The 25,905-nt window shown below is 55.9% G+C and carries 19 protein-coding genes and 1 pseudogene; 3 read left to right on the top strand and 17 right to left on the bottom strand.

The features are described 5' to 3' along the window. Window positions 1-249: 249 nt before the first annotated feature. The 5 genes from P0D96_RS27360 to P0D96_RS27380 all read right to left on the bottom strand — a co-directional run bounded on the left by P0D96_RS27360 (window position 250) and on the right by P0D96_RS27380 (window position 7,366). Window positions 250-1,143, bottom strand: a complete 894-nt coding sequence (locus P0D96_RS27360) for a helix-turn-helix transcriptional regulator (RefSeq protein ID WP_408316496.1) — start codon at window positions 1,141-1,143, stop codon at window positions 250-252. Window positions 1,144-1,670: 527 nt separating this feature from the next. Next, window positions 1,671-3,092 (bottom strand): MFS transporter, encoded by a 1,422-nt coding sequence (locus P0D96_RS27365; protein ID WP_408316498.1) that lies wholly within the window; start codon window positions 3,090-3,092, stop codon window positions 1,671-1,673. Between the two features lie 322 nt (window positions 3,093-3,414). Beyond that, on the bottom strand, window positions 3,415-4,215 hold the full coding sequence (locus P0D96_RS27370) for an HpcH/HpaI aldolase family protein (RefSeq protein ID WP_408316500.1): 801 nt from the start codon (window positions 4,213-4,215) through the stop codon (window positions 3,415-3,417). Window positions 4,216-5,709: 1,494 nt separating this feature from the next. Beyond that, the gene (locus tag P0D96_RS27375) at window positions 5,710-6,276 is read right to left on the bottom strand and encodes a MaoC family dehydratase (RefSeq protein WP_408316502.1); all 567 of its coding nucleotides are present in this window, start codon (window positions 6,274-6,276) and stop codon (window positions 5,710-5,712) included. 223 nt (window positions 6,277-6,499) lie between these two features. Beyond that, window positions 6,500-7,366 carry an enoyl-CoA hydratase/isomerase family protein gene (locus P0D96_RS27380; protein WP_408316504.1) on the bottom strand — a complete coding sequence of 289 codons (867 nt, stop codon included), beginning with the start codon at window positions 7,364-7,366 and terminating at the stop codon, window positions 6,500-6,502. Between the two features lie 571 nt (window positions 7,367-7,937). On the opposite strand from P0D96_RS27380, the gene P0D96_RS27385 reads away from it, so the two are divergent. Beyond that, window positions 7,938-8,981, top strand: a complete 1,044-nt coding sequence (locus P0D96_RS27385) for a hypothetical protein (RefSeq protein WP_408316506.1) — start codon at window positions 7,938-7,940, stop codon at window positions 8,979-8,981. Between the two features lie 15 nt (window positions 8,982-8,996). Here the strand turns inward: P0D96_RS27385 and P0D96_RS27390 are convergent, their stop codons facing one another. From P0D96_RS27390 to P0D96_RS27400, 3 genes are all read right to left on the bottom strand, one after another. After that, on the bottom strand, window positions 8,997-10,418 hold the full coding sequence (locus P0D96_RS27390) for an MFS transporter (RefSeq protein ID WP_408316508.1): 1,422 nt from the start codon (window positions 10,416-10,418) through the stop codon (window positions 8,997-8,999). A gap of 1,130 nt (window positions 10,419-11,548) precedes the next feature. Further along, complete coding sequence (locus P0D96_RS27395) at window positions 11,549-13,114, bottom strand: tripartite tricarboxylate transporter permease (RefSeq protein ID WP_408316510.1); 1,566 nt, start codon at window positions 13,112-13,114, stop codon at window positions 11,549-11,551. A gap of 3 nt (window positions 13,115-13,117) precedes the next feature. Then, the gene (locus P0D96_RS27400; RefSeq protein WP_408316512.1) at window positions 13,118-13,585 is read right to left on the bottom strand and encodes a tripartite tricarboxylate transporter TctB family protein; all 468 of its coding nucleotides are present in this window, start codon (window positions 13,583-13,585) and stop codon (window positions 13,118-13,120) included. Between the two features lie 524 nt (window positions 13,586-14,109). Between P0D96_RS27400 and P0D96_RS27405 the strand changes: the two are divergent. Further along, window positions 14,110-14,709: pseudogene (locus tag P0D96_RS27405) on the top strand (GntT/GntP/DsdX family permease); the annotation flags it as partial. A 173-nt stretch (window positions 14,710-14,882) separates the two neighbouring features. Here the strand turns inward: P0D96_RS27405 and P0D96_RS27410 are convergent. The 9 genes from P0D96_RS27410 to P0D96_RS27450 all read right to left on the bottom strand — a co-directional run bounded on the left by P0D96_RS27410 (window position 14,883) and on the right by P0D96_RS27450 (window position 23,900). After that, window positions 14,883-16,145 (bottom strand): MFS transporter, encoded by a 1,263-nt coding sequence (locus tag P0D96_RS27410; protein ID WP_408316514.1) that lies wholly within the window; start codon window positions 16,143-16,145, stop codon window positions 14,883-14,885. A gap of 216 nt (window positions 16,146-16,361) precedes the next feature. After that, the gene (locus tag P0D96_RS27415) at window positions 16,362-16,574 is read right to left on the bottom strand and encodes a ferredoxin (RefSeq protein WP_408316516.1); all 213 of its coding nucleotides are present in this window, start codon (window positions 16,572-16,574) and stop codon (window positions 16,362-16,364) included. 42 nt (window positions 16,575-16,616) lie between these two features. Then, window positions 16,617-17,810 (bottom strand): CaiB/BaiF CoA transferase family protein, encoded by a 1,194-nt coding sequence (locus P0D96_RS27420; RefSeq protein WP_408316518.1) that lies wholly within the window; start codon window positions 17,808-17,810, stop codon window positions 16,617-16,619. 139 nt (window positions 17,811-17,949) lie between these two features. After that, on the bottom strand, window positions 17,950-18,777 hold the full coding sequence (locus P0D96_RS27425) for an enoyl-CoA hydratase-related protein (RefSeq protein WP_408316636.1): 828 nt from the start codon (window positions 18,775-18,777) through the stop codon (window positions 17,950-17,952). A 120-nt stretch (window positions 18,778-18,897) separates the two neighbouring features. After that, a complete protein-coding gene (locus tag P0D96_RS27430) occupies window positions 18,898-19,749 on the bottom strand; it encodes an enoyl-CoA hydratase/isomerase family protein (RefSeq protein WP_408316520.1) in 852 nt (283 codons plus the stop codon). A 52-nt stretch (window positions 19,750-19,801) separates the two neighbouring features. Then, on the bottom strand, window positions 19,802-20,998 hold the full coding sequence (locus tag P0D96_RS27435; RefSeq protein ID WP_408316522.1) for a cytochrome P450: 1,197 nt from the start codon (window positions 20,996-20,998) through the stop codon (window positions 19,802-19,804). 98 nt (window positions 20,999-21,096) lie between these two features. Next, on the bottom strand, window positions 21,097-21,336 hold the full coding sequence (locus tag P0D96_RS27440; protein ID WP_408316524.1) for a hypothetical protein: 240 nt from the start codon (window positions 21,334-21,336) through the stop codon (window positions 21,097-21,099). A 244-nt stretch (window positions 21,337-21,580) separates the two neighbouring features. Continuing rightward, window positions 21,581-22,738: a 4Fe-4S binding protein gene (locus P0D96_RS27445; protein ID WP_408316526.1), complete on the bottom strand. Its 1,158-nt coding sequence runs from the start codon at window positions 22,736-22,738 to the stop codon at window positions 21,581-21,583. Between the two features lie 55 nt (window positions 22,739-22,793). After that, entirely contained in the window at window positions 22,794-23,900 is a 1,107-nt protein-coding gene (locus P0D96_RS27450; RefSeq protein ID WP_408316528.1) for a Zn-dependent alcohol dehydrogenase, read from the bottom strand. Window positions 23,901-24,559: 659 nt separating this feature from the next. Here P0D96_RS27450 and P0D96_RS27455 point away from each other — a divergent pair. Next, window positions 24,560-25,738 (top strand): porin, encoded by a 1,179-nt coding sequence (locus P0D96_RS27455; RefSeq protein WP_408316530.1) that lies wholly within the window; start codon window positions 24,560-24,562, stop codon window positions 25,736-25,738. Window positions 25,739-25,905: the final 167 nt, after the last annotated feature.

Consider the following 25,905-nt stretch of genomic DNA (forward strand, 5'->3'; position numbering starts at 1 on the left):
TCCTTCAGGTGTGAATCCGTTTCCTTTGTGAAGACAATCTTCCTGTCCACCTTCAGCATATCGGTATAGTTTCGCAACGAAAATTTGAAATCGACATCCTCGCTTGCCATCAGTCGTGGTGACTGCTGAGGAACGACCCTAACTACGGAAACCCGGGGGTCCGAAGGCACGCGAGGGCGTAGGTAATGCGATTACAGTTGGATTTTTGCGGGGCAGAAGTATGACCATGTTCGCCTTCTACAGCGGGAGTCAATGTGACGGGCGACTCCGTCCTGATTTTGTAGCCCTTTGAGGCTCGTGACTAATAGAATGCTGCGGGGCATTTAGGTACCCGCGCCAGGTGCTCCACTGCGATACGTACCAGTGCAATAATTCCCGCTCGCAGCCAATGTTTAGTCGGCTGTACGCTCGCTTTCGATACGTCTTCACAGTTTCTTCGCCGACTCCAAGATCCAGCGATATGCCAGCAGCAGACAGACCTACGATAATACGTGCACAGACTTCCACTTCGCGTCGCCGCAGGTCGCTACGCGCGATCAAGCATTTCTCGATTTCTGAAAGATCCGTTAGAGCAAATTTTACATTGGGCCTATGCGCGAGAACGCTAACGTGCTTGGCTATTGCCGAGATCAGCGTATCTGCAACGGCGGACAGCTGCTTGGTCGCCTCTGGACCAAACGGTTGGTTAGGATTGTCTCTCACGACACTTAGGCAAAAGTCAGCACTATCGCGGCGGCCGCAAACCACTATCCCATCCCCGGCTTGCGGATAGATAAGGGTGCGCAGTTTAAGATATGCCCGATCGTTCATGTCATTAACATCCAGGCGAATGAGCCTGGAGGTTGTAGCTAACAACGTCCGAGCCTTCGAAAATACCGGATCTTTGCGCCAGATTTCTTCGTTGACAAAGTGCTCGACCATAAGTGTCATGGGATGGCGCGGATCGCAACTACTGAGGGCAACGACGTCAATGGCGTCGCCGCCCAGTTGGAAGACCGTGCAATGATCTACTCCGGAGAGAGGCCGGAGAAATTCGGCCAAGGCGGTGCCGAAGCGCTCTGTTCCTATGCCCTCGATCACAGCCGCCAGATTACCCCGCGATTCATCAGCGGAGATCTTCTGTCGTTGCTCGGTTGGCTTCATGGTTTCGATCTCTAAACTTGCATCGTAGTCGGCCGGATTTTTGACGTTGATTCAGCCAACGGACGCCCGACTGAGCTTGACTTGTCCCGGTTCTGCGCACTACACCTCGCGCTATCGCGACAGCGTGTCTGCAGCCGTCAAAGTCCGGGAATCGATCGGCGAGCGAGTAGGGCCGTGACCGCAAAAAACTCGGCTAATTAAACGGCGGAGCGCTTCCACCCCATTTGACGCATGGAGAAATTGCGAAGGTCATTTTGACGCGCAGACACCCTCAGCGAAGTATATCGAGCGGGAGAACGAGGATCAAGGTGGCTGGCTTATCGATGGCGTGGCTCAAAGACCTCGGCCCTCGCTCCTGGGATGAAAGACAGACGGCGCAGCCGCGGGTTTGTGAATTCTAAGGGTGCGGAAGGTACACATTGTGGCGGCGTTCGCGCCGCACCCCTCAGCAGGAGCGATCGTTGGCCCAGCGCAGGCAATCTGCATGCGCAGATTTGTGCACCTTTAAACTAACCGTGAGAGCAACCTCATCGGCTTTCGACGCGAGGCGGGTGCCCAATGGAGCGTGTAGTCGCCTCCGGGGACTCTGGCGAAATTAGCTCGAGGGAGCAGCGGGTGGTGCGCGGACCGAAGGCGAATACCAGAATCCCGGCAAGGGCAACGCTCGTACCGAAGATAAGGAACATCGGACCGGTTCCCAGGTTTTGGTACATGGATGCACCGACGAGGCTGGAGGCGATGCCCGCAAGCCGGCAGACACCATTCACTGCGCCTGTCCCGACTCCTCGTACCTCAGTGGGAAAGACCTCGGGGATGATGTTATAAAAGCTCGTCACCAAGGCGGTAAGCCCCATAAACGCAATCCCACCGGTGATGATAACTGCGGTCGGATTGTGCGCGAAGGCAAAGGCTACGTACGCGCTACCCGTCAAAAGACCTCCCAAGAGTATGGCGGTCTTACGCTCGATCCGGTCGGACACAAAAAAGAGAACGGGGCTGGCCACGAGAGAAAAAAGGGAAATCGTACTCGCCGAGCGCAGAGCTAGTGATTGGCTCATTCCGCTGCCGACCAGAATCGTCGGCACCCAAGCTTGAAAACCATATTGAGCAAAACAGGCGCCGCTGAATGCTAGCGTAAAGACGACAAGGCGTTTCGCGTACTTTGGCTTGAATAGCTCCCGAAGCGTTCCATGCTTGGCCTCGGCTGGAATCGGTTGGACCGGGGCAAGTTCGCCTCGTCGTCGGTCCTGCGCTTCCAACTTTTCGACAATCGCTTCGCCTTCGTTTTTCCGGTTGTTCATGGTGAGCCATCGGACCGTTTCAGGAAGAAGGGCTGCGATAGCAATTGCTATGATAAAACCACCGGATCCCAGTGCGAAGACCCAGCGCCAGGCGCTAATGCTCGACGGCGCAATTGCTGCGGCTGTGAATCCTGTTACGGGTGCTCCTACAGCGCCACAAAAGATGAGAGTAGTAAAGAAGCGACCTCGTGACAGCCGCGGGAACATTTCGCTAGCGTATACCAAGATAGTGCCAGTGGCCGCTTGAACTCCGATGCCGGTCAGAAGCCGACCAGCAAACAAAACTTCGAATGTTGGAGCGAACGCACATAACAGGCTAGCTGTCGAATACAAAAGCGTGGCACCGATTAGCGTGGGTTTTCGACCGAACTGGTCGGAGAGCCGTCCGCCGAGGAACGCACCGATCATCATTCCAGGGAACGCCGCCGAACTAATCACGCCAACCTGAGCGATAGAGAGGCCCCATTGCGCCCGGATCGACGGAGCGAGGTAGCCGAAGGCCGTGGCGTCGAAAGTCTCGATGAGGTAGCTGAGTCCCAGGATTAGAACCCAGAGTATGTGGTGCCGGGTGGTGCGAAGCCGGTCTAGTCGAGCAACCGGGTTGACAACTTGCTGGGTGCTGGCGGCGAATGCGTATTCAGTTACCATAAATGATATCCACGGCAGTAGCCTCTATGAGAGGCGGGATTTTTCTCGAATCCGAGGTGACGACTTGATTCAAAAACGTACTATTTGTCCGTCCAGGACAGCGCGCGCCTCGTGAGCACGAGATTGCACTATAGGTTTCAAGAGTAACGAGCTGAAGAAAACGGTTGGCTCTGTGCAGAACAATTCGCTAGCAATTCTGAATTCCGTCGCCTCTCATTCGGTCAGTACACCGGAAAACGGCGTCCAATGCATCCGTATAAGCGCCAGTGCTCACGCGTGAGTTAAGAAGCCTCTGCAGACCCGTCAAGCCTGCGCCTAAATTTCAGACCTGACTGGTGTCATTACCTTCAGTCGAAAACCGGCACTTGACATCTGCGAGGCCTTGTCGGAAGGAATTGAAAAGGGCGAAGCGATCACCGGCAACGGCGATGATGCGAGCGCCGCTTGCCTCTAGATCCGATTCCCATGAGGCGTTGGATGCAACATACTCGATCCCGGCCGCCCGAGTAGCTTCGATCACACGATCGTGCATCTTTCGCACCGTGGGATGTGTTACATCTCCCTTTAGACCTAGCGCCATTGAGAGATCGAAAGGGCCATACATCAATCCATCGAAGCCGCATTCCCGAGCAATTGCATCGACATTTTCCATCCCTTCCAAGTCCTCGATCAGTCCGAAGATAAGAACGTCCTGGTCAGCGCGTTGATAGTCCGAAACCCAATCCTCCGTCACGTGTCCGACCGCGCGCGTGCCGGGGCAGGCACCACGCGTACCAGACGGCCCGTACCGCGTGGCAGCCGCGACCGCAATGCCGTCTTCTACGGTACGAATGTGCGGCACCAGAATTCCAGTCGCACCAAGGTCGAGAACTCGCTGTATGAAGGTCACGTCGTGGCTCGGTACACGCACGATGGAGTCGATGTCGAAAGCATCTGCTGACCGGATGAGGTCACGAATTTCGGAAAGACTGAAACATCCATGTTCCGCGTCAATCCACGCGAAGTCATACCCCGTCGCGCCGACGATCTCGACGATCTCTGGGCACGGCAGCTGAATAGCGATACCGTAGGACCTCTCGTTATTGGATAGTTTCCCGCGTATGTTGCGTTGAATAGCTCTCATGCTCTAGCAGTCCTCTTGATGCGGTTTGTACACTTGGTGCGCAGCGAACTGATCCTGATTTACAGCGAATTTGGCTGGAGTACAAGTTAGCTCATGCCGAGAACGCGGACCCCGGAAGCAGTTCTCACAGGCTACACGTCAACTCGACCAACTACATGGCAAGCATCTCCCTAGCTTTATCGATGGTCGCCGTCTCGCGACCGGGTTTCTAGTCCATCTTCAAGAGCTGGCTAGTCAACTCGGTGTTCTCGGGAGCAGCGAACCCGGGATACGCACAATCACCAATTCTGATTAAGATATGATCTCCATCCGGATAAACCCTGAACAGAATGAGCGAATTTTCTGCATATGCGTTTGCTGACTATTCGACAGACACTGATTGTGGATTTGTGCCTTAGGTATTCCTAAAATCCATTAAGTGTTGCGTGGTAGATGAGGGTTGCCATTGTGTGAAAGGTTGTTCATGCAGGTCCCTCCAGCATTCGCATATGATGAAAATTCCTGCAGAATCCGGTCTGCGGCACATTCCGATAAGGCTTGACGGGAATTGCATTAAGCCTTTATCCAAAGCACCTCCGTGTCTCGATAGGGCCAAGCGGGGCGCTTTCTTCCATAAGGAAGGTAATTCCAGCCTCGTCGAGAACGCGAGCTGTACCGCCTCCAGTATTCGTATGGTGAAACATCGGATTTGAGCCGGTCCGTCGAAACCAATTTGGAACAATCTTTCGGTGCGCTGGACGGACGCGCCGAGTGTGGGATGAACTCGTATGTCCGATCCCTCACGGGTTCGGTTCATAATCGCCCGATACGTTTCGTAGCCTATGTCGCGAGTAGATGTGAAAGAATGCTGCCTGTTGTGAGACAATCGGCGGCGTCTTTACCCCGCTCTCACGGTGTTCATAGCACGTTCGGGGACTTGTCTCGCATTAAGTATTCGTTCGCCCGCACTTTCGACGGTCAGTTTCTTGTCCATCGACACAATCTTCCATTTCAATCTATGGTCTCAATTGTCGATTTCACCAGCATGACGCTAAAAATTTCGATGTCCGTATCCGCGCAGCAATTCGTTTGGAGTTCCTCCGAACCGAACTCATACGACTGCGTCTGGATAAGAGACAAGGGTTAGGATAATGGTCAATTGCGGCTCAGTCAGTCCCCCTGGCGGGGGACCTGTGCACGAGTCAAACCGTTGCGATCGTGAGACTTGGCGACGAGATTGCTCAGGAACCGGTTTCGACGTTGATGCCGCCATTCTGTAACTGTTACCGTCAACAAGGCGCCAAAATCTGCGCTTGTGGATTGCCTTTCACAGGGGAAGCGATTGCGTCCGCAGAGTGGCGACTTAACCGCTACGACCGGGTCTCCAGCTACAAAGGCTTTCCGCGGCGCTTGCAACGACACCGATGTCAAGTAATCGCTGTCCCTTCCGTGCTTGCCGCGGCAGCGACAATGGCGATAACGTCAGCTCTGGTGCGCCGATAACATTCTTGCCGGTCAAGGTCTCCGCAAGGGCAAGCGCTCGTGGGAGCGCGAGATCGGTTGGTCAAAAATTAGAGTGAGCATTTCTGCAATCATCGCTGGTTTTTGCGAGCCCTCAAGTTCCATCGTGTAGAGACGGGTAAGCATCAATCCATTGGTAACCGATCTGGCTCCGGCGACGGTCATCTTCAATCGCAACCGCGAATCTACTGGAACGGTTGTCGGAAAGCGGACTTTGTTTAGACCGTAATTTAACGCTCTTCCGTGATTCAAGACCCGCACAATCTGTGAAGCGAGGCCCGGTATCAACGATAGGGTAAGCAGGCCGTGCGCGATTGTGCGTCCCCCTGGAAGTTCGTGTCGCGCCCGATCCGCATCGATGTGATACCAATTCCGGTCTCCAGTTATCTCCGAGAACCTGTTAATTGTCTCTTGGTTGATCAACATCCAATCACTGGATCCGAGATCCTCTCCGACATGACTTTTTAGATCGGAAAGGGTTTCTACCGTGATCATCGTCGCATCCTTTTCGTGGGTATTGCGGTTCTTTGGGCGACCGTTCTCATCTACCGCTTCAGGCATTCAGTGCGCTGTTCTGCACGGGGCGCTAAGCAATGCCGCTAAGGCGTCATTCTCAGGGGTCCCGAGGGTCCGTATCAGTAGTTCGTCTCGGCGAGTGGCTTTATGGCTCGTGCGCCTATGCATGTTGTTGGCACCTTCACCAGTCACCGCAACGCCGTCAGATTCGACAGACCCTGTTAGTTGTGGTCAGATGCCACGACCGACCTAACACCACCGTTGCGAACTAGCTCTCCTTCTTTTCGTCGTAACGATCTTCCCGGATATGAACCGCTGCGCGCACGCCCTTGTCACGCCGCGCCTTTGCAAAGTTCAGTTCATCCGACTCGTATCGAATGTTTGTTCCTAGCGCATGCATAACGTAGCCGTGGGCAAACTGGCTTGTCATGCCCAGTGAATCCAGAGCCAGATGCGTTGCGGCCTTGCCGATTGCAATCGCGTCCCTCGGCAGGCGTGCGATGCGGTCGGCCCAGTCTTCACCGGCCGCCTCCAATTCCTCATCAGGAACCACTTTGTTGACAAGCCCCATTCCCATGGCAGCTTCTGGGGTGAGCTGCTCTGCAATCAACAGGAGTTCGCGTGCTTTTTTGGGACCGGCAGCAAGGATATTCCATGCTGTCATATACGCTGCACCGGCAAGCGCCATCTTTTGCTCAGGATGACCTATGCGAGCCGTGCTTGATGCAATCGCGAGGTCTGTAGTTTCGACCAGATGCAAACCTGCGCCTACGCAGTGGCCCCGCACGAGTGCAATCGTTGGTTTGACGCAATAGAAGAGGTTGCGAAATTGCTCCAGATGCCGTTTGTCTGCGTGAAGGCGAGCTCGCTGGCTGGGACGACGTTCACCCGGTTTTCCGGTAAATCCGTACTCAGCGTCGACCTGGGTCAGATCGTGACCAGCGCAAAAGTTCTTTCCTTCGGCACGGAAGACGATTACCCGAACATCGTCATCGCGCTCAGCTGTCGCGACATGAGCTACGAGCGTATCGATCATCTCTTGCGTTAGCGCATTGAGCTTATCGGGGCGATTGAGTGTGATGTAAGCGCGACCGTCTCGAGCGAGATACGTGACGAGTGGGCTGAGCTGGTTCATAGGTATCCCTTGCAGTTTTTGTGCGCGATATATTGGGTGACCCATTGTCGTGCGATGACGTATGTTTGTCAAGCGCCAGGGGGAGCGGTAGGCGTTTGAATAGACCATCGACAGCTGTATGCCGCACAAATCTGCGCAGGTGAGTTGTATTCGCGGTGGTGCTATTGCTGCTGAGGGCGACGTTGCCGTCGTGACGAAGGGTGCCCTCGTCGCACTCCGGGGGTGCCTGGACGTTCCGTGTGACGAGCTAGTGTTCGTGAGACACGCGTCTGTGCGTTGTATGAACGCCGTGCCGGGCAACAGTGACAAGTGCATGCGAATACCGCATTTTTTCGTGGAGGTAGCCCGAGGGGCGGCGACAAACCCGCACCGGAACGCGGGCAGCCGTTCCAGTGTGTGGCGGCCGTTACAGCCCTTTTTTGTGAGTAGTCTAGGTCACTGCCCGTGGTTTGCAGCAGTAAGCGCCGCGTCTGTGTAAACTTGATAATCGCGTTTAAAAACGCGTTCTACAGCCGGTATCTTTGTGGATATGTCGGATGCGGCTCTTAAAAGTTGGCGAAGCTCGCCAGGTTTGAGCGTCGGTTCGAAGGACGAGACGACGGGAAACCAGCTGTGCCAGCTGCGGCAAACGGCAGACGGTCATTACCAGCTCAAGGTTCGTGTGCCCGATTGCCTGCGTCACAGGGGCGAGCGGAAACATCTTGTCATCAGCGGTGTGACATTCAACCACGACCGTGCAGCGCTGGATGAGGCGCTCGCCGCGAATACCGCCCTGAGCTGGCGTCTGCACTGGGACGGACGCCACTGGCGGGCATTCGTCTCGTTCAACCACGCGCGGGCGCGCCGCGTCACGCTGGGCGCGCAGTACGGCGTCGTCGGGATCGACTTTAATGTCGATCATCTGGCAGTCACGGAGACCGACCCGTCTGGCAACCTGCGCCGTACGCAACGCTTTGCGCTGCTTCGCGAAGACGCCACGTCGGGCCAGCGTGAGGCCGCGCTCTCCGATGCATTGAAGAAGGCCGTGGCATGGGCGAACGACGAACTGAAACCCATCGTCGCGGAGGATCTCGACTTCACGGCAAAGAAGAAAGCGATGGCGCAGCTCAGTCCAAAGGGAGCGCGCATGCGCTCGGGGCTGCTCTACGCGAAATACCGGCAACGGCTCGAGGCGAAGTGCTTCTGGGCAGGTGTCGAACTGATCCTGTTTGACCCGGCCTATACGTCGACCATCGGTGCGGTGAAATACGCAGCGCGACGGGGCTGGAGTGTGCACGCTGCCGCAGCGGGTGCCATCGCCCGTCGCGGACAGAAGTTGACTGAACGTCTGCCACGCGCGGGCACGGTTCCCCGTGTTCCGGTGCGGGGAGGCCATCACGCCCTCGAGCTACCTGCAAGGAAAAGCCGGGGTTCGCGTGTGGCCGCCTGGCGCAGCGTTCATGCAGCGTACAGAGGTGTGGTCCGCGGGCAGTGGCTCGCCACCCGGGGCGGCAAGCCGCGCCGGAGTGCGACAGGTACCACGGGCGACGGCGGCAATGCCGTCCCCTTCAGCAGGGACCACCGTTACCCCTGCGATAACAATCTGCCTGTGCAGGTTTGTGCGCCATTAAGTTAGCGGGGAAAGGTAAGCTCATCGGCGTTCGACATGGGGCGGATGCCCGATGGCGCATGTCATCGCCTCTGGCGGCTCTGCGGAAATGTGCTCGAGGGAGCAGCCGGTGGTGCGCGGACCGAAAACGAAAACCAGAGTCCCGGCAAGAGCAACACTCGCACCGAGAATAAGGAACATTGGTCCGGTTCCGAGGTTTTCGTACATGGATGCACCGACGAGGCTGGAGGCGATGCCCGCAAGCCGGCAAACACCATTCACTACGCCTGTCGCGACTCCTCGTACTTCAGTGGGAAAGACTTCGGGAATGATGTTGTAGAAACTGGTTACCAAGGCAGTCAGCCCCATAAATGCGATCGCGCCGGAGATGATGACTGCCGTCGGATTGTTCGCAAGAGCAAAGGCTGCGTATGCGCCGCCCGTCAAAAGAGCCCCAAGGAGTATGGCGGTCTTACGCTCGATCCGGTCGGACACAAAAAATAGAGCAGGGCTGCCCAAGAGAGTGCCAAGAGAAATAACACTCGCGGTGTGGAGAGCTAGCGAATGGCTCATTCCGCTACCCACCAGAATAGTTGGCACCCAAGCTTGAAAACCATATTGAGCGAAACAGGACCCGCTGAAGGCTAGCGTAAAGACGACAAGGCGTTTCGCGTACCTCGGCTTGAATAGCTCCCGAAACGTTCCATGCTTGACTTCGGCTGGAATCGGTAGGACAGGAGCAAGTTCGCCTCGACGACGGTCCTGTTCCTCCAGCTTCTCGACTATCGCTTCGCCTTCGTTCTCCCTGTTGTTCATCGTGAGCCACCGGACTGTTTCAGGGAGAAGGACTGCGATGGCGATCGCTATGACTAAACCTGTGGAACCCAAGGCGAAGACCCAACGCCAAGCGCCAGCGCTCGACGGCGCTATTGCGGCAGCTGTGAACCCTGTCACGGGTATAGCCACAGCGGCGCAAAAGATGAGGGTGGTAAAGAAGCGACCTCGTGATAGTCGCGGGAACATTTCGCTGGTGTAAACCAAGACAGTGCAGATGGTAGCTTGCACTCCGATTCCGGTCAGAAATCGTCCAACGAACAAAACTCCAGTTGTGGGGGCTAACGCACACAATAGGCTAGCGGCAGAATACAAAACCGTAGCCCCAACTAGCGTGGGCTTTCGACCGAACTGATCGGAAAGCCGTCCGCCGAGGAGTGCACCGATCATCATCCCAGGGAATGCTGCCGAACTAATTACGCCCACCTGTGCAATCGAGAGACCCCATTGCGCCCGGATTGATGGAGCGAGGTAACCGAAGACCATGTTGTCGAAAGTCTCGAGAAAGCAGCCGAGTCCCAAAAGTAGAATCCAGAGTAGGTGGTGCCGGGTGGTGCGAAGCCGGTCTAGTCGAGCAATCGGGTTGACAACATGCTGCGTGCTAGCGGCGGTTGCGTATGCAGTTACCATAAATGATATCCACGGCAGGAGCCTCTGAGAGGCGGGGATTTCTCTTGAATTAGAGGGGCAGGACTTGATTTACAACCGGATAATTTCTCCAGGATAGGGCGGTGCGTGCCGCGCGAGCGCGGGACAGAAGAAAGGGTTTTTACCGAGGGCCAGCTGGAATTAAATGATAATTCATAGATATCCTTAACAGTTGTTGTAGACAATCTAATGGATGACCCATTTTCGTGCGCTGGCTTATGCTTGTCAAGCGCCAGTCTGTCCAGAAGTACCCCTAGAGAGGGGACTAGTCAGAAGGCGTCTTAGCGAAAAAGACCTGCAGCGATGGACAAATCTTTACTGAATTGAAGTCGACGCTGAATCCGTTCGTTCCGACGGCACGCCCTTCATAACAGCGAACTCAAACATGTACCGATCTACTTTGCTGCTTCCGTCGCCGCACACCGTTGTTCGGGCCCGGGGGGCGCGACGGGTTTAGGCGGCGAGTTGTAGAAGGGAGGAAATCCAGGCTTGATGGTCAGATGAGGATTTTCTACACTAGGTGCATTTTTGCGGATGCTGGTTGGGTCACAATCGGTTGGCAAAGCGGTGGGCCAACCGGGTGTCGTGGTGGGCACCTTGCGTCGCTGGTATTGACGAGGGCGACGCCTGCTCTTTTTTGCGAGGCTGTTGACCGAAATTTCCACTACTTAGGAACGCACTTGGCTAGGAGAGCCGGAACTTCGGGAGCGGCCTTCGCCGTCAGAGGTGGGCACGTCAACTCCCGGCGCAAGCCGGCCTGCGAAAATTTATGCGGACCGTTTGCGCATCCCGAGCGTGAAGCGAAGCTGCGCCGCAGCACTCATCAGATTGCTAATCCCTGCCGCGTATTGAGTTGGAGCTCCGGGGGACGGCTGTTCGGTGTCTAGCGCAGCATTGAGCCAACGGTTGCGCTGCGACAGGGATCGTTGACGGGCATTCGTGCAGTTCGTCAACTAGCTGGCGAAGACGACTACGTTAGATGTCACGCACGGCGCCGTTGGCACCGACTTTAACTTCAAACGCCTTCGCGGTGTCCGAAAGTCGCACATTTTGCAACCTGTTCCGGGCAAAGCCGGTCCTGTTATTGCGCGTTCCCAGGGATCTAATATGGTTCAGGTTCGCCGGTGCGTTCCTGACGTGTACCGTGCCCGTGTCGCAGCCAGCGCCTGTTTCGTGGCACGCTTGTTTCGGATGGCGCGGCGAAGGGCGAAGCCGATCTGGGCGAGCAGCAGCAGCGCGGATATCCCGATGAAGACTGCGCTGATCGGTTGCTGGACAAAAACCAAGAGGCTGCCCCGTGAAAGCAGCAGCGAGCGTCGGAAATATCCCTCGGCAAGCGGACCAAGCACGAAGCCGAGCAATATGGGCGCGACTGGGAATTCGAGCGCGAGGAAGATTGCGCCGATCACACCGAACACAAGCACCTCTGCCACTTGGAACAGGCTGTTGTTGGTGCTGTACACGCCGACCGCGATAAAAAACAATGCAGACGGAAACAGGTATCGGTAAGGCACTCGCAGGAGTCTTACCCAGATGCCGATCAACGGCACGTTGAGCACCACCAGAAGTATGTTACCGACCCAGAAGCTGGCGATCAGCCCCCAGAACAAGTCCGCATGCTCGGTAATTAACTGAGGGCCAGGTTGGATTCCTTGAATAAGTAATGCACCGAGGATCAGCGCCATTACCGGGTCACCTGGAATGCCGAGGCTCATGGTCGGGATGAAGTCCACCTGGGTTTTCGAGTGTGCGGCCGCTTCTGGTGCGGCCACACCTTCAAGGGCGCCATGGCCGAATCGCTCGGGAGTCTTGGAGACTTTCTTCTCAACCGCGTACGCAAGGAACGTGGTGATTGTGGGCCCCGTACCGGGCATCGCGCCGAACAAGGTTCCCATCAACGTGCCACGTAACATTGGGAAAAATGATTGCTTGAGCTCAGCCTTGCTTGGGCGCATGTCACGCAAACTCAGCTTGCTGTCGCTGCCCACCTCTTGCATACGGTTCACGTTGCGCAGGAATTCGGCCACGCCGAACAAACCGAGGGCCATTGCCACGAGTTCGATGCCATCTGAGAGCTCACCCAAGCCGAACGTGTAGCGTATGACTCCACTGTTGACGTCTGTACCAACCACTCCCAGCAGCAGCCCGAAGACGGTCATCGCAACACCTTTCAGCGGCGAACCGCGCGACATCGTTCCGCCAGCAATCAGGCCCAGCAACATGATGGAAAAGAGCTCCGTTGGCCCGAACTTAAAGGCGACTTTCACCAGGAGTGGCGATGCGAAGATCATTATCAGGATGCCGAACGAAGCGGCAAAGAATGACGATATCATGGTCACGCCCAACGCCGTTCCACCCTTGCCCTGCTTGGTCAGTGGATAACCGTCCAGGCAGGTCACCGCGTGCGGCGGATGGCATGGCAAGTTCAATAGAATCGCGCCGATCGCACCGCCATACTGCGAGCCGTAGAAAATGCCGGCTAGCATCAGAATGGCCGGAACTGGGTGCATCGCATAGGTTAGCGGTAGCAGGATCGAGATGGCTGAGAGGGGGCCCATGCCGGGTAGGACGCCAATCAGGTTACCCATTAACACGCCGAAGAAAGACCATGCGATGTTATGGATGTCGAGAGCAACACCAAACCCGTGCCACAAGTCAATGAGAGACTGTCCGATCATCGTTTAGCCCCAGGAAAACAGCGGAAATTGCAGTTGGAGTGCCCATCGAAACACAACCGCGGCCAGCAACACCATAGCGAGGGCGAGGGCGAGTGCGCTCTTCCAGGAGTTCTTGCGATCTCCTAAGGCGGAGATGAACACCAGAGCGAACGTCGCTGGCACCAAACCGCCGTATTTCCCAAGTACAACGAATGCGACGATGGAGGCGAGGATGTGAGCCCAAGCGGTCCACTCTGGACGCTGCCTTTTTTCTTCATCTTTTGGGGCTGTGCCAACCTTCGCTACGATAACGATGGAGATTCCCACGAACGCCATGATCACCCCGAGCGCAACCGGGAAAAAACCAGGTCCCATGTCGGTCAACGTGCCGACGTGGTATGTCGTACCTTGCAGCATCGCGCCCAATCCGATCAAGAGCATCAAGGCCCCCGCGAGATAGTCTCTACGGGTCTTGTTCGCCAACTTTTGCATATTGATGTCTCCTCGCACCGCTACCGCTTTCATACGCTAGTGCATCGACTCCATCATCACCATGGATTCTTTTTGTTTCGGTGACTGTCGTTGTAATCGTCACACTGGCACGCTTTTTCGAACACACGTCCGCATCACCGATCAAGGCTTTTTTCTGACGATCGAAGGATGCCTGCGTAGATCTCGCCGGCGACTGCGGCACCAGAAACGACCGCTACCTGAGGAGCGACTCATTGCCTGTGGTCTTCGACGCGTCGAACGCTGCTACGTTTTGATCATTCATGTTCGGATGTTATCGCGAGCGATTGGCCGGCCCGAAAGCCATTGTTCCGACCGGTCCAACCTGTTCCGCGATTGGCCCTACCTCTCCATGCGCACTCTAGATTCCATGTACAATAGTGCATTAACGTGGAGGGTATCAAGCATTCGAGTGCTCTTTCGGGTAAACATGTACCACCGTCACCCGCCGGCCTGGAAGCAGGTTAAGTGTTCAAGCGGCTATTCACATTTGCTGCTGACCGATCCTAGCGCCGGTCTTCTCCGACATATTCATGGAGAAGATGGTCGGCTTCGTGAAGCTCTACTTCCCGGTGTTCCTGTTGGGCGCCGTGTTCGGTAAGGTCATCGAACTGTCAGGCTTCTCGGAATCGATCGTGGCCGCCGCGATTCGCTATATCGGCTGCTCGCGCGCCAATGCGGCGATCGCCGCGGTGTGCGCGCTGCTCACCTATGGCGGCGTCTCGCTGTTCGTGGTCTATCCGTTCGCCGCCGAGCTGTACCGTCAAAGCAATATTCTGAAACACCTGATGCCGAGTGGGATCGCGCTCGGCGCGTTCTCGTTCACGATGGATTCGCTGCCGCGGACGCCGCAGATCCAGAACATCATCCCGACCACCTTCTTCAAGACGACCTCCTGGGCTGCGCCCGCGCTCGGCGTGATCGGTTCGCTGTTCATCATCGTGGTCGGCCTGACGTATCTGGGATGGCGCCGCCGCGCGCCAATGGCGACCGACGAAGGCTACGGCACGAATCTGTTCAACGAACCGGAACGCGTCGAATCGAAGCAACTGCCGCATCCGCTGCTCGCGGTCGCACCGCTGGTGCTGGTCGGCGTGACGGCGTTTGGCCGCGTGCGGCGGCCATGCACCGTGCAGAGAGATGGTGCGCGAGCATTGGCGCGCCACCCGGAGTAGGAAAGGTACCTTTGGTGGCGGCAAGTTGCGCCCCGCGGTGGGGGCGTTGCCGCCGCAAATACAGTCTGAATGTGCAGATTTGTGCACATTCAGACTAACTGCCATCAGAAGCCTTTTTGAGGCGCCATCTTCTCCCTCGGTCTGACTTCCCCGCGCTCCTGCGGGAACACGTATGGGCCAAGCTGAAGAATCGCTCCAATGCCGACGGCAAGTGCCGCAATGTAGGCGACTATTGCAATGGTGTAGGTGTGTGTCAGGTCGAAGCTCAGCGCAAGAAGGTAGGTGCCCAACGCGCCGCCCCACGCCCATGTGAGCCAAATGGCGCCAGCGACACTGCCGAACGAGCGGAGCGGAAAATAGCGGCTGACAAGGAAAGTCAGAATATCTCCCTCTGCACCCGCGGCAATGCCAACCATCACTGCACCTAGTGTCAGAACCGCTACTGACTTTGCGCCGATCAATAGTGCCATGCCACCCATCGCAATTGCAAAAACGCCAGTCACAACATAGGATGCGAAAACTCTGTCCAATGTATACCCGACCACCAGTCTGGCCAGGAGTGAGCCGATGCCAGCGGTGGAAAGAATGGTTGTTGCTTCCATTGCCGTAAGCCCGCGGTCGGTTACCAATGAAATAATCTGGGATATTACGCCGAACGTTGCGACTGAGACTACGAATATGGCAAATGCGATCAACCAGAAGGTGCCGTTTTTTGTCATTATCGTTCGAAGCGAATCTGATGTGTGTCCACGTTCCATTCTCATCGCGCGGCGCTCCTCTTCGTAGGCTTCTGGTAAACGCACAAAGGCCAAGACACCGAAGATCGCCACTGCTGCCGCCATTGCCGCGACGCCCCAATATCCAACTCGCCATCCATAGTTTCGGAGCAGAAATTGTGCATACAAAGGCAACAAAGCCGCACCGACACCGGTACCCGCATTCACCAGCCCAAGTGCAAGACCACGTTTTTGGTTAAACCAGGCGCAGACGGCAACGGCGTACGGCATGACGGTGGCGGCAGATCCAAACAAGCCCATGATTGCGAACGTGGCAATGAAACGGCCAAGATGAGGGCCGACAAATGGGACCGTTGCGATGGCGCAACCGAAAAGCGCGACATAGATAATGGCCACCCGGCGCAAACCTAGTCGATCGATCGCCATTCCAAGGGTAAAAATGCCAAACCCCGAGGTGATGGCAAACGCCGTCAGGGCCAAAGACACGGACGACCGAGACCATCCGTATTCGCTAGCGATAGATTTTGCGAACACGCCAAGCGCGAAGACTACGACCACTCCGGATCCGACCGCTGCGCCCATTGCGCCGGCCACTACCGTCCACCACCGATTGATAGGTTGATTGAACACTTCTTGTCTCCTGACGTCCTGATTGGAAGAATATTTGGCACAACACCGCGACTATTGGTCGCAGAATCTCACAGCGCGTAACTGCTCGGGCGGGGGCGGCTTGAGGTCAATCATCCGCCCACACTTGCAATTTCTCATGAGCTAACCGCATGCATCCTCGAAGCCGCCACTCATGACGATAGTCTCGTAACGGGACATCTAATTGAATGCGCCACATCATTCGCTGGGCGGAAGGTCATCCTCAATTTCGATCGCAAACTCGGGACAGTTGTCCGCAGCGAGCAGGGCGGATTCCTCGAGTGATTCGTGCACTTCACCACATCCTTTCAGCTGCGTAGAACCATCTTCGCTCACTTCAAACAACTGAGGGGCCGCGCGAACACAGTTCTGATGACCCTTGCATCGTTCAGCTTCAATCCGGATTTTCATACGTATTCCCTTGGTGAATGAAACTCTTGAGACGACTGCGCCTCAAACTATCCTTCGCCGGCGCAAATCGGCGATTTGGTCTAGCGTGTAGCCCAGAGTCATCAGCACCTCTTCTGTATGCTCTCCACGATTTGGCGTTGGTGCCCGCATCTCGGAAGGCGTGCGTGATAACGAGTAAGGTTGCCCGACCACCTTGATCTCATTGAGAGCGGGATGGTGCAGGGAGGCTGCCATGCCAAGGTGCTGGGTTTGAGGATCGGCAAAGACCTCGTTCATTCGATAGATCGGGCCACTGGCAACACTGCTCGCTTCGAAGATCTTGATCCATTCGCTACTTGTTTTGCGTTTGGTGTACTCAGTTAACTCGCACTTCAACTGGTCCCTGTTTTTTGATCTTGCGTCATTGTTCGCGTACTCGGGGCGCGACAACAGGTGAGGTGCATCGATGGCGGTGCAAAGACGCCTCCACATTTCATCGCCCGCAGTAGCAATATTGATGTGTCCGTCGGCGGTGGCAAAGACGCCTGTTGGAATCGCGGTAGGATGGTCGTTGCCAGCCTGCTCCGGTACCTCTTTATCGATAAGCCACCGCGCGGCCTGATAATCAGTCATCGCAATCATTGCTTGTAGAAGAGAGGTCTGCACCCACTGTCCCCTACCTGACTCATCACGCTCCAGAAGTGCGGTGAGAATGCCCAGCGCGGAATACAAGCCTACGGCCGTGTCGGCGACTGAGATGCCAGTTCGAAGGGGCGGTTGGCCCTTTTCGCCGGTGATCGCCATGAGGCCTCCCATACCCTGGACGATGTGGTCGTAACCCGGACGATCTGCGTAGGGCCCATCTTCACCAAATCCTGAGATGCTTGCATACACCAACCTCGGGTTGTTTTGACGCAAGGTCTCATAGTCGATACCAAGCCGAAACTTCACCGTGGGGCGAAAATTCTCGACGACTACGTCAGCGTCATTGGCAAGTTTTTTAAAAATTGAAATACCCTCGGGATCTTTCAAGTTGAGGGTCACGCTACGCTTGTTCCGATGGAGGTTCTGAAAATCGGATCCCAAGCGATTGCCAATCCAGCCGTCGCTTACGTCGAGCGACTCAGGGCTTTCGATTTTGATGACGTCCGCCCCCCAATCTGCCAGTTGGCGAACGGCTGTCGGACCGGCACGCAGCCGAGAAAGGTCCAACACGCGGAACCTTTCAAGAGGACCTCGGCGAATCGAGTTGTTCATTTGAATTTTCCTCGGGAGCACATGCGCAGGTCCAAAAAATAATGGCCGCAACGAACGACAAGGCGACTGTCATGCCGGACGCAAAAAACTATACAGCACTGCGGCGGAAGGTGAATGTTCATAGCGGAGGATCGTTGTGTCAGGTGACGCCCGTGCCCCGGAGCGACTTGAACGCAGGCGGACGCTTTTCCTTCATAGACAGTAAGGCCTCAGCAAAATCCGGTTCTCTCATCAGCTGTCCCATCAGTTCACGCGAATCTTCGATAGCAGCGCCGGGGTCTTGCCTCATCAGGTCAGCGTAGAGTTGGCGCTTGGCGGTTTTCGTTGCTAGGGGAGATGTAGATTCGGCTAGCGATCGCGCAATCGTGAGAATCCGCGTCTCGAAGTCTTCACGTGGAAGCACATCATTGAGAAAGCCCATTCTGTGAGCCTCGTTAGCGAGGAACACCCGACCCGAGAGCAGGATGTCGGCTGAGTGGGTAAGACCAACGATGCGTGGCAAGATCCACGACAAACCAAACTCTGCGGGTAACCCGAGACGAGGGGTCGAGGTAGTCAGCTTTGTGCCTTCCGCTGCGTATCGCAAATCGCAATACGCGGCCAAGGCGACCGCTATGCCAGCACATGCCCCGTTGATGGCCGCAATGACAGTTTTCTGGAGTCCCCACTGCCAGATCAGCTCGTGATCGTACTCGGGACGAACGCCGAATCCGGGCGTGGCCATGTGATCTTTCTTGAAGCTGTCGATGTAGTTCTCGTCAGATTCGCTGTAGTGGTCCAACGCCTTAGTGTCAGCTCCGACACAAAACTGGTTTCCGGACCCAGTGACAACGATTACCTTCACATCGGGGTTGGCGTCAAACTCCGCCATCAGCCAGCGGTACTCGGCGTTCATTCGAGTGGTCCAGGAATTGCCTCTTCCCGGCCGGTTGAGTCGAATTATGCCGACCCCGCTGTCGATGGTCATTTGGGTAACGTGTAGTTCCACGCAAGTCTCCGGTATTTCGTTCTGAAGCCCATCCGAAACAAGAGCGCCTTTTGCAGCACTCTCACTCGACCGGGCGTGGTCCGCTCAAGCGGCGTGCCATCAGTCGTAGTTCTTGTCGCGTTTCTTGAACGTCGCAGTCGTTCCGGCGTCCTTGCGCTCGCGAAGAAAGTTGAACTCGTCTTCTTCGAAACGCAAATTTGTACCAAGCGTGTGGCCAACGAATCCACGCGTGAACTGAGCGCCGCATCCGAGACCTTCTAGTGCCATCTGATGCATCGCCTTGCCGGTGACCAAGGCGTCGCGCGGGTGCTTGGCGATGCGTTGCGCCCAGTCCTCCACCGTCGATTCAAGCTCCGCGAGTGGGACAGCTCGATTTACCAGGCCCATTCGATGGGCCTCGACGCCATCGAAGGACTCCGCTAACAGCATCAACTCGCGCGCTGTCTTGGCTCCGTACATTAGAATCTGTGAGTTCATGTGCCATGTGTTCCCGGCGAGCCCGAAACGCTGCTCAGCGTGGCTGAAACGGGTGTCAGCGGCGGCGATAGCCAAATCGACCAGCTCGACCAGGTAGATACCCACGCCGGTGCAGTGGCCATGGACTTGGGCGATCACAGGTTTCGCGGAGTTCTGGAACGCCATGTAGCTCATGCCCAACCGGCGATCACGCTCGAGACGAGCGCGTTGGCTGGGACGCCTCGGCTTCTTCCCATCCACCGTCAATTCGAGCCCGTACGATTTGACGGCGTCGTTGTAGTCATGGCCAGCACAGAATGACGGTCCGTTGCCTTTGAGGATGATGACTTTGATGTCGTCGTCGTACTCCGCCTCCCTCAGGGCCGCCACAAGATCGTCCATTTCGTCAAACCGGATAGCGTTGTGCTTTTCCGGGCGGTTGAGGACAAGCCTCGCAACGGGGCCGTCCTTCTCAAGAATGACAATGCTTTCCACGTATATCGCTCCAAAAGATGTTGAATGGGTGCGCCGGCCTTGGACTCTGTCTTTAGAGCACACGAATCCGGACGTTTTCAGGACCGCGGGCGTTGCCTGCCGACCACTTGACTGTTCCCGACACGCGCTCGTAGTTGGGAATGGCCTTAAGCCACTCTTCGATGGCGACCCGCATTTCCATGCGCGCCAAGTGGGATCCAAGACATCGATGGACGCCAGTTCCAAAAGTGAGATGTCTGTTTCGCTTGCGCTCGAGTTGCACCTCATCGGGATTCTCGAACACAGCGGGATCGCGATTGGCGGCAGGGTAGGCCAGGATGACTCGCTCTTCGGCGCCGATGTGACGACCACGCAAGCAAGTGTCTTCGGTAGTGACGCGCGCAATTGTCAGCGGTGCGTACACCCGCAGCAATTCTTCGACAGCGGTGGTGCGTAACAGGCCCGGCTCCCCGGCGAGTTTCGCTCGATCTGCAGGATATTCGGCAAGATGATTCAGACTGGCGTTCAGTGCGTTCCAGGTCGTGTCGGCTCCGGCCAGGATGGTTAGCAACAGACTTCCGATCTTGTGCTTCCTTGAAACCGGCTGACCGTCAATTGTGGCTCGTGCGATATGACTAACCAAATCCTCACCAGGATTTTCTGCGCGCTCCTCAAGCAACTGGGCCAGATCGGAAAAGGCTTCGTCGAAGGCGGCCTTTCGCAGTTCCTGGTCAAACGGGCCGTATTTCAGGACGCGAATTGCCCAATCCATGAACTTGTCCTGACGGTCATCAGGCACATCGAGAAAGCGGGTCAGGAGCGATAGGACAAACGGCTTCGAATAATCTTCTCCGATGTCGCCGCCTCCATTTGCAGCTAGCTTCTCAGCTAACTCCCGCGCTTTGCTCCTTGCATACGGCTCAATCGCCACAATGCGCGCAGGCGTAAAGTACGGTTCAAGCAGATCACGGTGTATCTTGTGATCCGGCGGATCGGTTGTAAGCGGCGGGAGATAGAGCCCAGCACCAATGGCTGGAATCTGGCCTGCGATCTCGGGCGCCCGTGACGTGAAGCGAGCCGGATCTTGTGCCACGCTGTGGATGTCTTCATACGTAGTCGGCAGCCAGGAGCCGCCCCACAGGTCACTGTGGGCTACCGGGCACCCACTGGACCGGATATCCTTCCAAACTGCGTGAGCATTCTGGACGTATGTCTCCGAGTGAAGATCGTATCCATCATGCGGCAATTCTGGGCCTTTTGGATCGGTCATCGCGGATCTCCTAGTGTTATGAATTGAAATATTGTTGATTTACTCGTTTCATGCTTTTTGTACTGCTACGGGCCGTGTAGAACCAAATGCCATGCACACTAGCAGGCCCGCATCGCCAAACGCTCGGCCTCATCTGGAAACACGTTCCATGTACCATCGGAGTGTCGAAAAAAGAAGATCCCGACCGGGCCGGCGGCGCGCATCACCTCGACACATACGTAGCGTCTCTGATTTGACCGCGCGCGGCTGAATTCGGTTACCCGAAATGGCATCGAACGAGTTGGCACTAGCCATTTCTCGACCAGAAAGCGCAGGGAATTCTCGGCAATATTCATCATCTTCTCCTTCCAACCAGTTTCCGTTTTGTGGACACACGTTTCCAAACTGCCCACAAGGGATCAGGGTTTTCGTGCAAGACTCGGTGGAGCTGGTCCGACTATTCGTCCATCGGTGAAATCAAGAAAAACTCACTTACGCGTTACCAAATCAAAATGTTGTCGTGACTTCACGATCTCTATGCCCTTTCGGAGATTGTGTGATGTGTCGCTGCTCTGACTTTCGCGCTTTCTCCGCGTTGTATTTTCAATAGGTTTCGACGTGGTACCGACCGCTCTCCAGCATCTTTTGATGAAGGGTTGGCCATGCCTCGTCCGTGCCATCGAGGACGAAACGGAAGGACTCTTCAACACCGGATTCCATGCCTCGGCGTCCACAAAGGAATACATTCGTGCCAGCATCGACTAGAAGTTGCCTCAGGCGATCGGCAGTTAGGCGAACGAGGTCCTGCACATATGTCTTGGACTCGTCGGGGTGACGCGAGAAACCAAAATAATGGTCAAGGAAGTCTTCGGGTAAGGACTTCTCTTGCCCGCAATAGGGCAGTTCAGCGGGACTTCGACCCCCGAAAAACAATAGGAGGCGTCCTTTTGCGTTTCGCATAGTCCGAAGTCTGTGCTGAATGAAGGCGCGAAACGGCGCCACCCCTGTACCGGTGCAGATCATGATGAGGTTAGCGTTCGGATCTTCCGGCATCAGAAATGTGGAACCGAACGGACCGACAGTATTCACCGTTTGTCCGGGTAACAGGTCACACAGATAGTTGGAGCAGTTGCCACCCGGTTTCCGCCTAACTGTCAATGCAATTGTGTTAGTCCCATGCTTTTCGCCGCTGCGTGCGCTCGCAACTGAATAGAGCCGTTCGACGTGCTGACGCCCGTTCGCATCAAGGCCTGGAGGAACAATCCCGATATTCTGACCTTCGAGTACGGGCATTGCCTGGTTACCGAAATCAAGCACGATGTGCCATACGTCGTCCTCCGCCGCCATTTTGGTCGCGCGTTCAATAGTGCGTACGACACCTAATGCAGGGGCATTCCGGTGATAGAGATGGAGAACCGGTTTGCTCGCGGAAAGAGGGGCCTTTGCTTTGAGCGCGGCGTCTGCCACTACCTCTTCGGTTGGCGCAAGCGGGGGAAATAACTGCGCCGGAAGTTTTTGCCACGAAAGCTGTTGAGCCGATGTGTATGGCTGATCGACGGTATGCCAACGGTCAATGGCGCCAGTAGGGCATGGAGATACGCAGGCACGGCAACGATTGCAAATGTTGGCATCGACAACGTAGTTGTTATCGTCGTGAGTAATCGCTTCGATGGGGCACGATTCCTCGCAAGTGTTGCAGCGGATGCAGTCTTCCGGATCGATAAGATGCTGCGTCAGCCGTTGCGATTTCATTGGATTCATTTGCGTGCCTCGCTACTGCGCAGAGATACCGCGCATTCGAAAATTGCTCGTCGATTCATGGCCGCACGATTGCACGACCACCATGCTCGGTCGCGCAATGAGCCATGGCCTCATCTATGGCTTCCAGCGGATAAGTAAGCGAAACCAGGTTATCGAGCCGAAGCTGGCCGGATTGCAGCAAGTCGACCAGTCGGCCGACATCTCGCCGAACATGCGCAGAGCCATAGAGGGAGCCCCGGATCGTCTTCTCGGTCAGGACCAGTCCTCCGAATGCCGGGATATTGACGACCACGTCCTTGCCAGGTGCACTGACGATGACGGCTCGGCCACCGCGGCGCGTCATCCTGATTGCATCGTCGATTGACTGTTGTCGACCGGCTACTTCCAAAGCTACGTCTACGCCGCGACCTTCTGTGAGTTCGCGTATCTTTTCCACCAAACCCTTGCTTGGCGTGACTAAATGCGTCGCTCCCAGCGTGCGAGCTAACTCGAGGCGATCTTCAACTGGATCGATCGCGATGATTGTGCTGGCTCCGCTGATGCGAGCTCCTTGAATGGCGTGCAGTCCAACACCGCCGCACCCAAGCACGGCAACCGTTTCTCCGACGGTGACTTTGGCTGTGTTGACGGCGGCACCCCATCCTGTCATGACGCCGCATCCTAACAACGCAGCCTGATCAAGCGGAAGCGTTGATGGTATGCGCACGACGGCCGTCGCGGGTACCACGACCCGTTGAGCGAATGTGCCAAGACCTGCCATCTGAAATACCGGGGTGCCATTCCAGGCGAAGCGGGTCGTCCCATCCGCCATTGTGCCGCGCAGCATAGATGGTTGACCGGACTCGCAAAGCACTGGCTGACCATGCGTGCAGTAAAAACAGGAACCGCACTGTGCAAGCAGACTGAGCACGACGGTGTCGCCTACATCCAGGCCAGATACGTTTGACCCGATACCGACGATGACCCCTGCGCTCTCGTGTCCCAAGACTACCGGCAATGGAGTGGGCAATACCCCTTGATAGACCGAGAGGTCGGAGTGACAAACGCCGGTGGCCGCGATTTCTACCATCACTTCATTCGCATGCGGTTCCTCTAGATCGATCAACTCCACCTGGATTTCCCGAGCGTGAACCATTACTGCGGCTTTGACCTTGATTGTCATTTGACCGTGTCCTGATGCATGAATGTTCTCGAAGTCTAGTGGAGCTATTGATAGTCATTTACGGCAATTTTCGAAGTTCTAACCTTCACGATTCGAGCCTTGCCTTGTGGTCCGCGACTTTCTAGATTGACTGTGCGCTAGGGGAACTATTGCGAATTTCACCTCGAACCGAAAGTTGGACTGTGTCGAAATTCAGTTTTTTTTATGGGGTTAACGCGAAGGCGGCGCAATTCGCTGCGGCTCGTCCCACCGGTCCTGGTTGCGCATAAGCAAGTTGTAAATCTATCGAGCGCGTAGAAAACATAAGGGTGGACTAGCTCATGAAGCTGATAACCACGAAGACGATAACGGACAAACACAATCTGTCTGACAAAACGTAAAAATATGCCGCCATTGGTCTCGCGCCATGGACTACGGTGTGGCCGCCGGCTGCATTTCCGGTCCTGTACTGAAGCAGGCACTCCATAAGGACGGAGTTCGAATTTGCACCGGAAGACGGAGGCGGATGCATGGGCAACCATGCCAGTTTTACTGGCTAACAAAGTCTTTTGTTAAATCCCGTGTTACGGCTCGGGATGACGAATATACAAATTACAAATTTAAATGCGTAAGCACACTGCGATATCGCAAGGGTGAAAAACGTTTAGGAGACGAAGTCAATGAAGAAGTCGATTCTTGCATGCGCAACCATGAGTGCGTTTGCTGGGGTGGCCAACGCTCAAAGCAGCGTTACGCTCTACGGCATTGTTGATAATGGGTTGAGCTACACCAGCAATGCGGGTGGTTCGCATCAATACAACATGTCGAGCGGAGTACTTTCTGGAAGCCGATTCGGGCTGCTGGGCAGTGAGGATCTGGGTGGCGGTCTGAAAGCGATCTTCACCCTGGAAAACGGATTTGATGTCAACAGCGGTAAGGCGAGCCAGGGCGGCCTATTGTTCGGCCGCAGGGCATTTGTTGGACTATCGTCGAACAGGTTCGGCACGGTGACGTTTGGTCGCCAGTACGATTCCCAGGCTGACTATCTCGGGCCGTTGGAAGTGGGGGACCAATGGGGAGGATACATCGCTGCCCACCCGGGGGATCTGGACGGATTCAACAACCTGAACCGTCTGAATAACGTAGTGAAGTACACGAGCGCTACGTATGCGGGCTTGTCCTTTGGCGGCTTGTACAGCCTGGGTGGTACCCCTGGCAACTTCTCGCGCAACGCAATCTGGTCGTTAGGCGCTGGCTACACAAACGGTCCGCTGACGCTTGCTTCAGCCTACGAACATATCAACAATCCGAACGCGTCGTTCTTCGGCTCAGGCGGTACCGTTGCCGCAACCGTTGGCGGGGTGCCGGGCAACAATACGAGCTCGCCAGTCTATTCCGGCTATGCATCCGCCCACTCGGAGCAAATTATTAGCGTTGGAGGCGCCTATGCTTTTGGCGCGGCAACCGTCGGCGCGACCTACGCGAATACGCAGTTCAGGGATTTGGGTGACACCACGTCCGGCCCAAATCCGCTGCACTATAGCGGAACGGCCAACTTTAACAATGCTGAAGTCAACTTCAAATATCAATTGACACCAGCGTTTCTGATGGGCGTGGCCTACGACTATACAAAGGGCAGTTCAGTCAATGGCAACGGCGGTGCGAAGTACAGTCAGGCTTCGCTGGGATGCAATTACTCCCTGTCCAAGCGCACCATTCTTTACATGATAGGCATTTACCAGCACGCAACGGGCACCGATTCAAGAGATAAACCAGCCGTTGCGGCAATCAACCTTTTGACGCCTTCGACGACCGCTTCACAAACTACCATCCACGTGGGAATCCGTCACCGGTTCTGAAAAGGCACTTAATGGCTGGAGTACCACGAAGTCGATCTCTGGCGTGATACGAGCGCCGGATGCCGTGCGGCGTATGCGTTGGCGAGAGTGACGCGAGTGTCACTCTCAGCCATCAGCGACACCTCGTTCGCTGCAACCAAGCTGGCGAACCACAACGTCTGCTGATC

It is taken from the genome of Paraburkholderia sp. RL17-347-BIC-D (assembly GCF_046027915.1).
Taxonomy (GTDB): Bacteria; Pseudomonadota; Gammaproteobacteria; order Burkholderiales; family Burkholderiaceae; genus Paraburkholderia.

Bases quoted from the DNA above. Each gene is read 5' to 3' on its own strand.
- P0D96_RS27375 (WP_408316502.1), bottom strand. From the start codon at position 6,276: ATGCCTGAAGCGGTAGATGAGAACGGTCGCCCAAAGAACCGCAATACC.
- P0D96_RS27425 (WP_408316636.1), bottom strand. From the start codon at position 18,777: ATGACCATCGACAGCGGGGTCGGCATAATTCGACTCAACCGGCCGGGA.
- P0D96_RS27370 (WP_408316500.1), bottom strand. From the start codon at position 4,215: ATGAGAGCTATTCAACGCAACATACGCGGGAAACTATCCAATAACGAG.
- P0D96_RS27445 (WP_408316526.1), bottom strand. From the start codon at position 22,738: ATGAATCCAATGAAATCGCAACGGCTGACGCAGCATCTTATCGATCCG.
- P0D96_RS27435 (WP_408316522.1), bottom strand. From the start codon at position 20,998: ATGACCGATCCAAAAGGCCCAGAATTGCCGCATGATGGATACGATCTT.
- P0D96_RS27395 (WP_408316510.1), bottom strand. From the start codon at position 13,114: ATGATCGGACAGTCTCTCATTGACTTGTGGCACGGGTTTGGTGTTGCT.
- P0D96_RS27450 (WP_408316528.1), bottom strand. From the start codon at position 23,900: ATGACAATCAAGGTCAAAGCCGCAGTAATGGTTCACGCTCGGGAAATC.
- P0D96_RS27360 (WP_408316496.1), bottom strand. From the start codon at position 1,143: ATGAAGCCAACCGAGCAACGACAGAAGATCTCCGCTGATGAATCGCGG.
- P0D96_RS27390 (WP_408316508.1), bottom strand. From the start codon at position 10,418: ATGGTAACTGCATACGCAACCGCCGCTAGCACGCAGCATGTTGTCAAC.
- P0D96_RS27440 (WP_408316524.1), bottom strand. From the start codon at position 21,336: ATGATGAATATTGCCGAGAATTCCCTGCGCTTTCTGGTCGAGAAATGG.
- P0D96_RS27415 (WP_408316516.1), bottom strand. From the start codon at position 16,574: ATGAAAATCCGGATTGAAGCTGAACGATGCAAGGGTCATCAGAACTGT.
- P0D96_RS27365 (WP_408316498.1), bottom strand. From the start codon at position 3,092: ATGGTAACTGAATACGCATTCGCCGCCAGCACCCAGCAAGTTGTCAAC.
- P0D96_RS27400 (WP_408316512.1), bottom strand. From the start codon at position 13,585: ATGCAAAAGTTGGCGAACAAGACCCGTAGAGACTATCTCGCGGGGGCC.
- P0D96_RS27420 (WP_408316518.1), bottom strand. From the start codon at position 17,810: ATGAACAACTCGATTCGCCGAGGTCCTCTTGAAAGGTTCCGCGTGTTG.
- P0D96_RS27380 (WP_408316504.1), bottom strand. From the start codon at position 7,366: ATGAACCAGCTCAGCCCACTCGTCACGTATCTCGCTCGAGACGGTCGC.
- P0D96_RS27455 (WP_408316530.1), top strand. From the start codon at position 24,560: ATGAAGAAGTCGATTCTTGCATGCGCAACCATGAGTGCGTTTGCTGGG.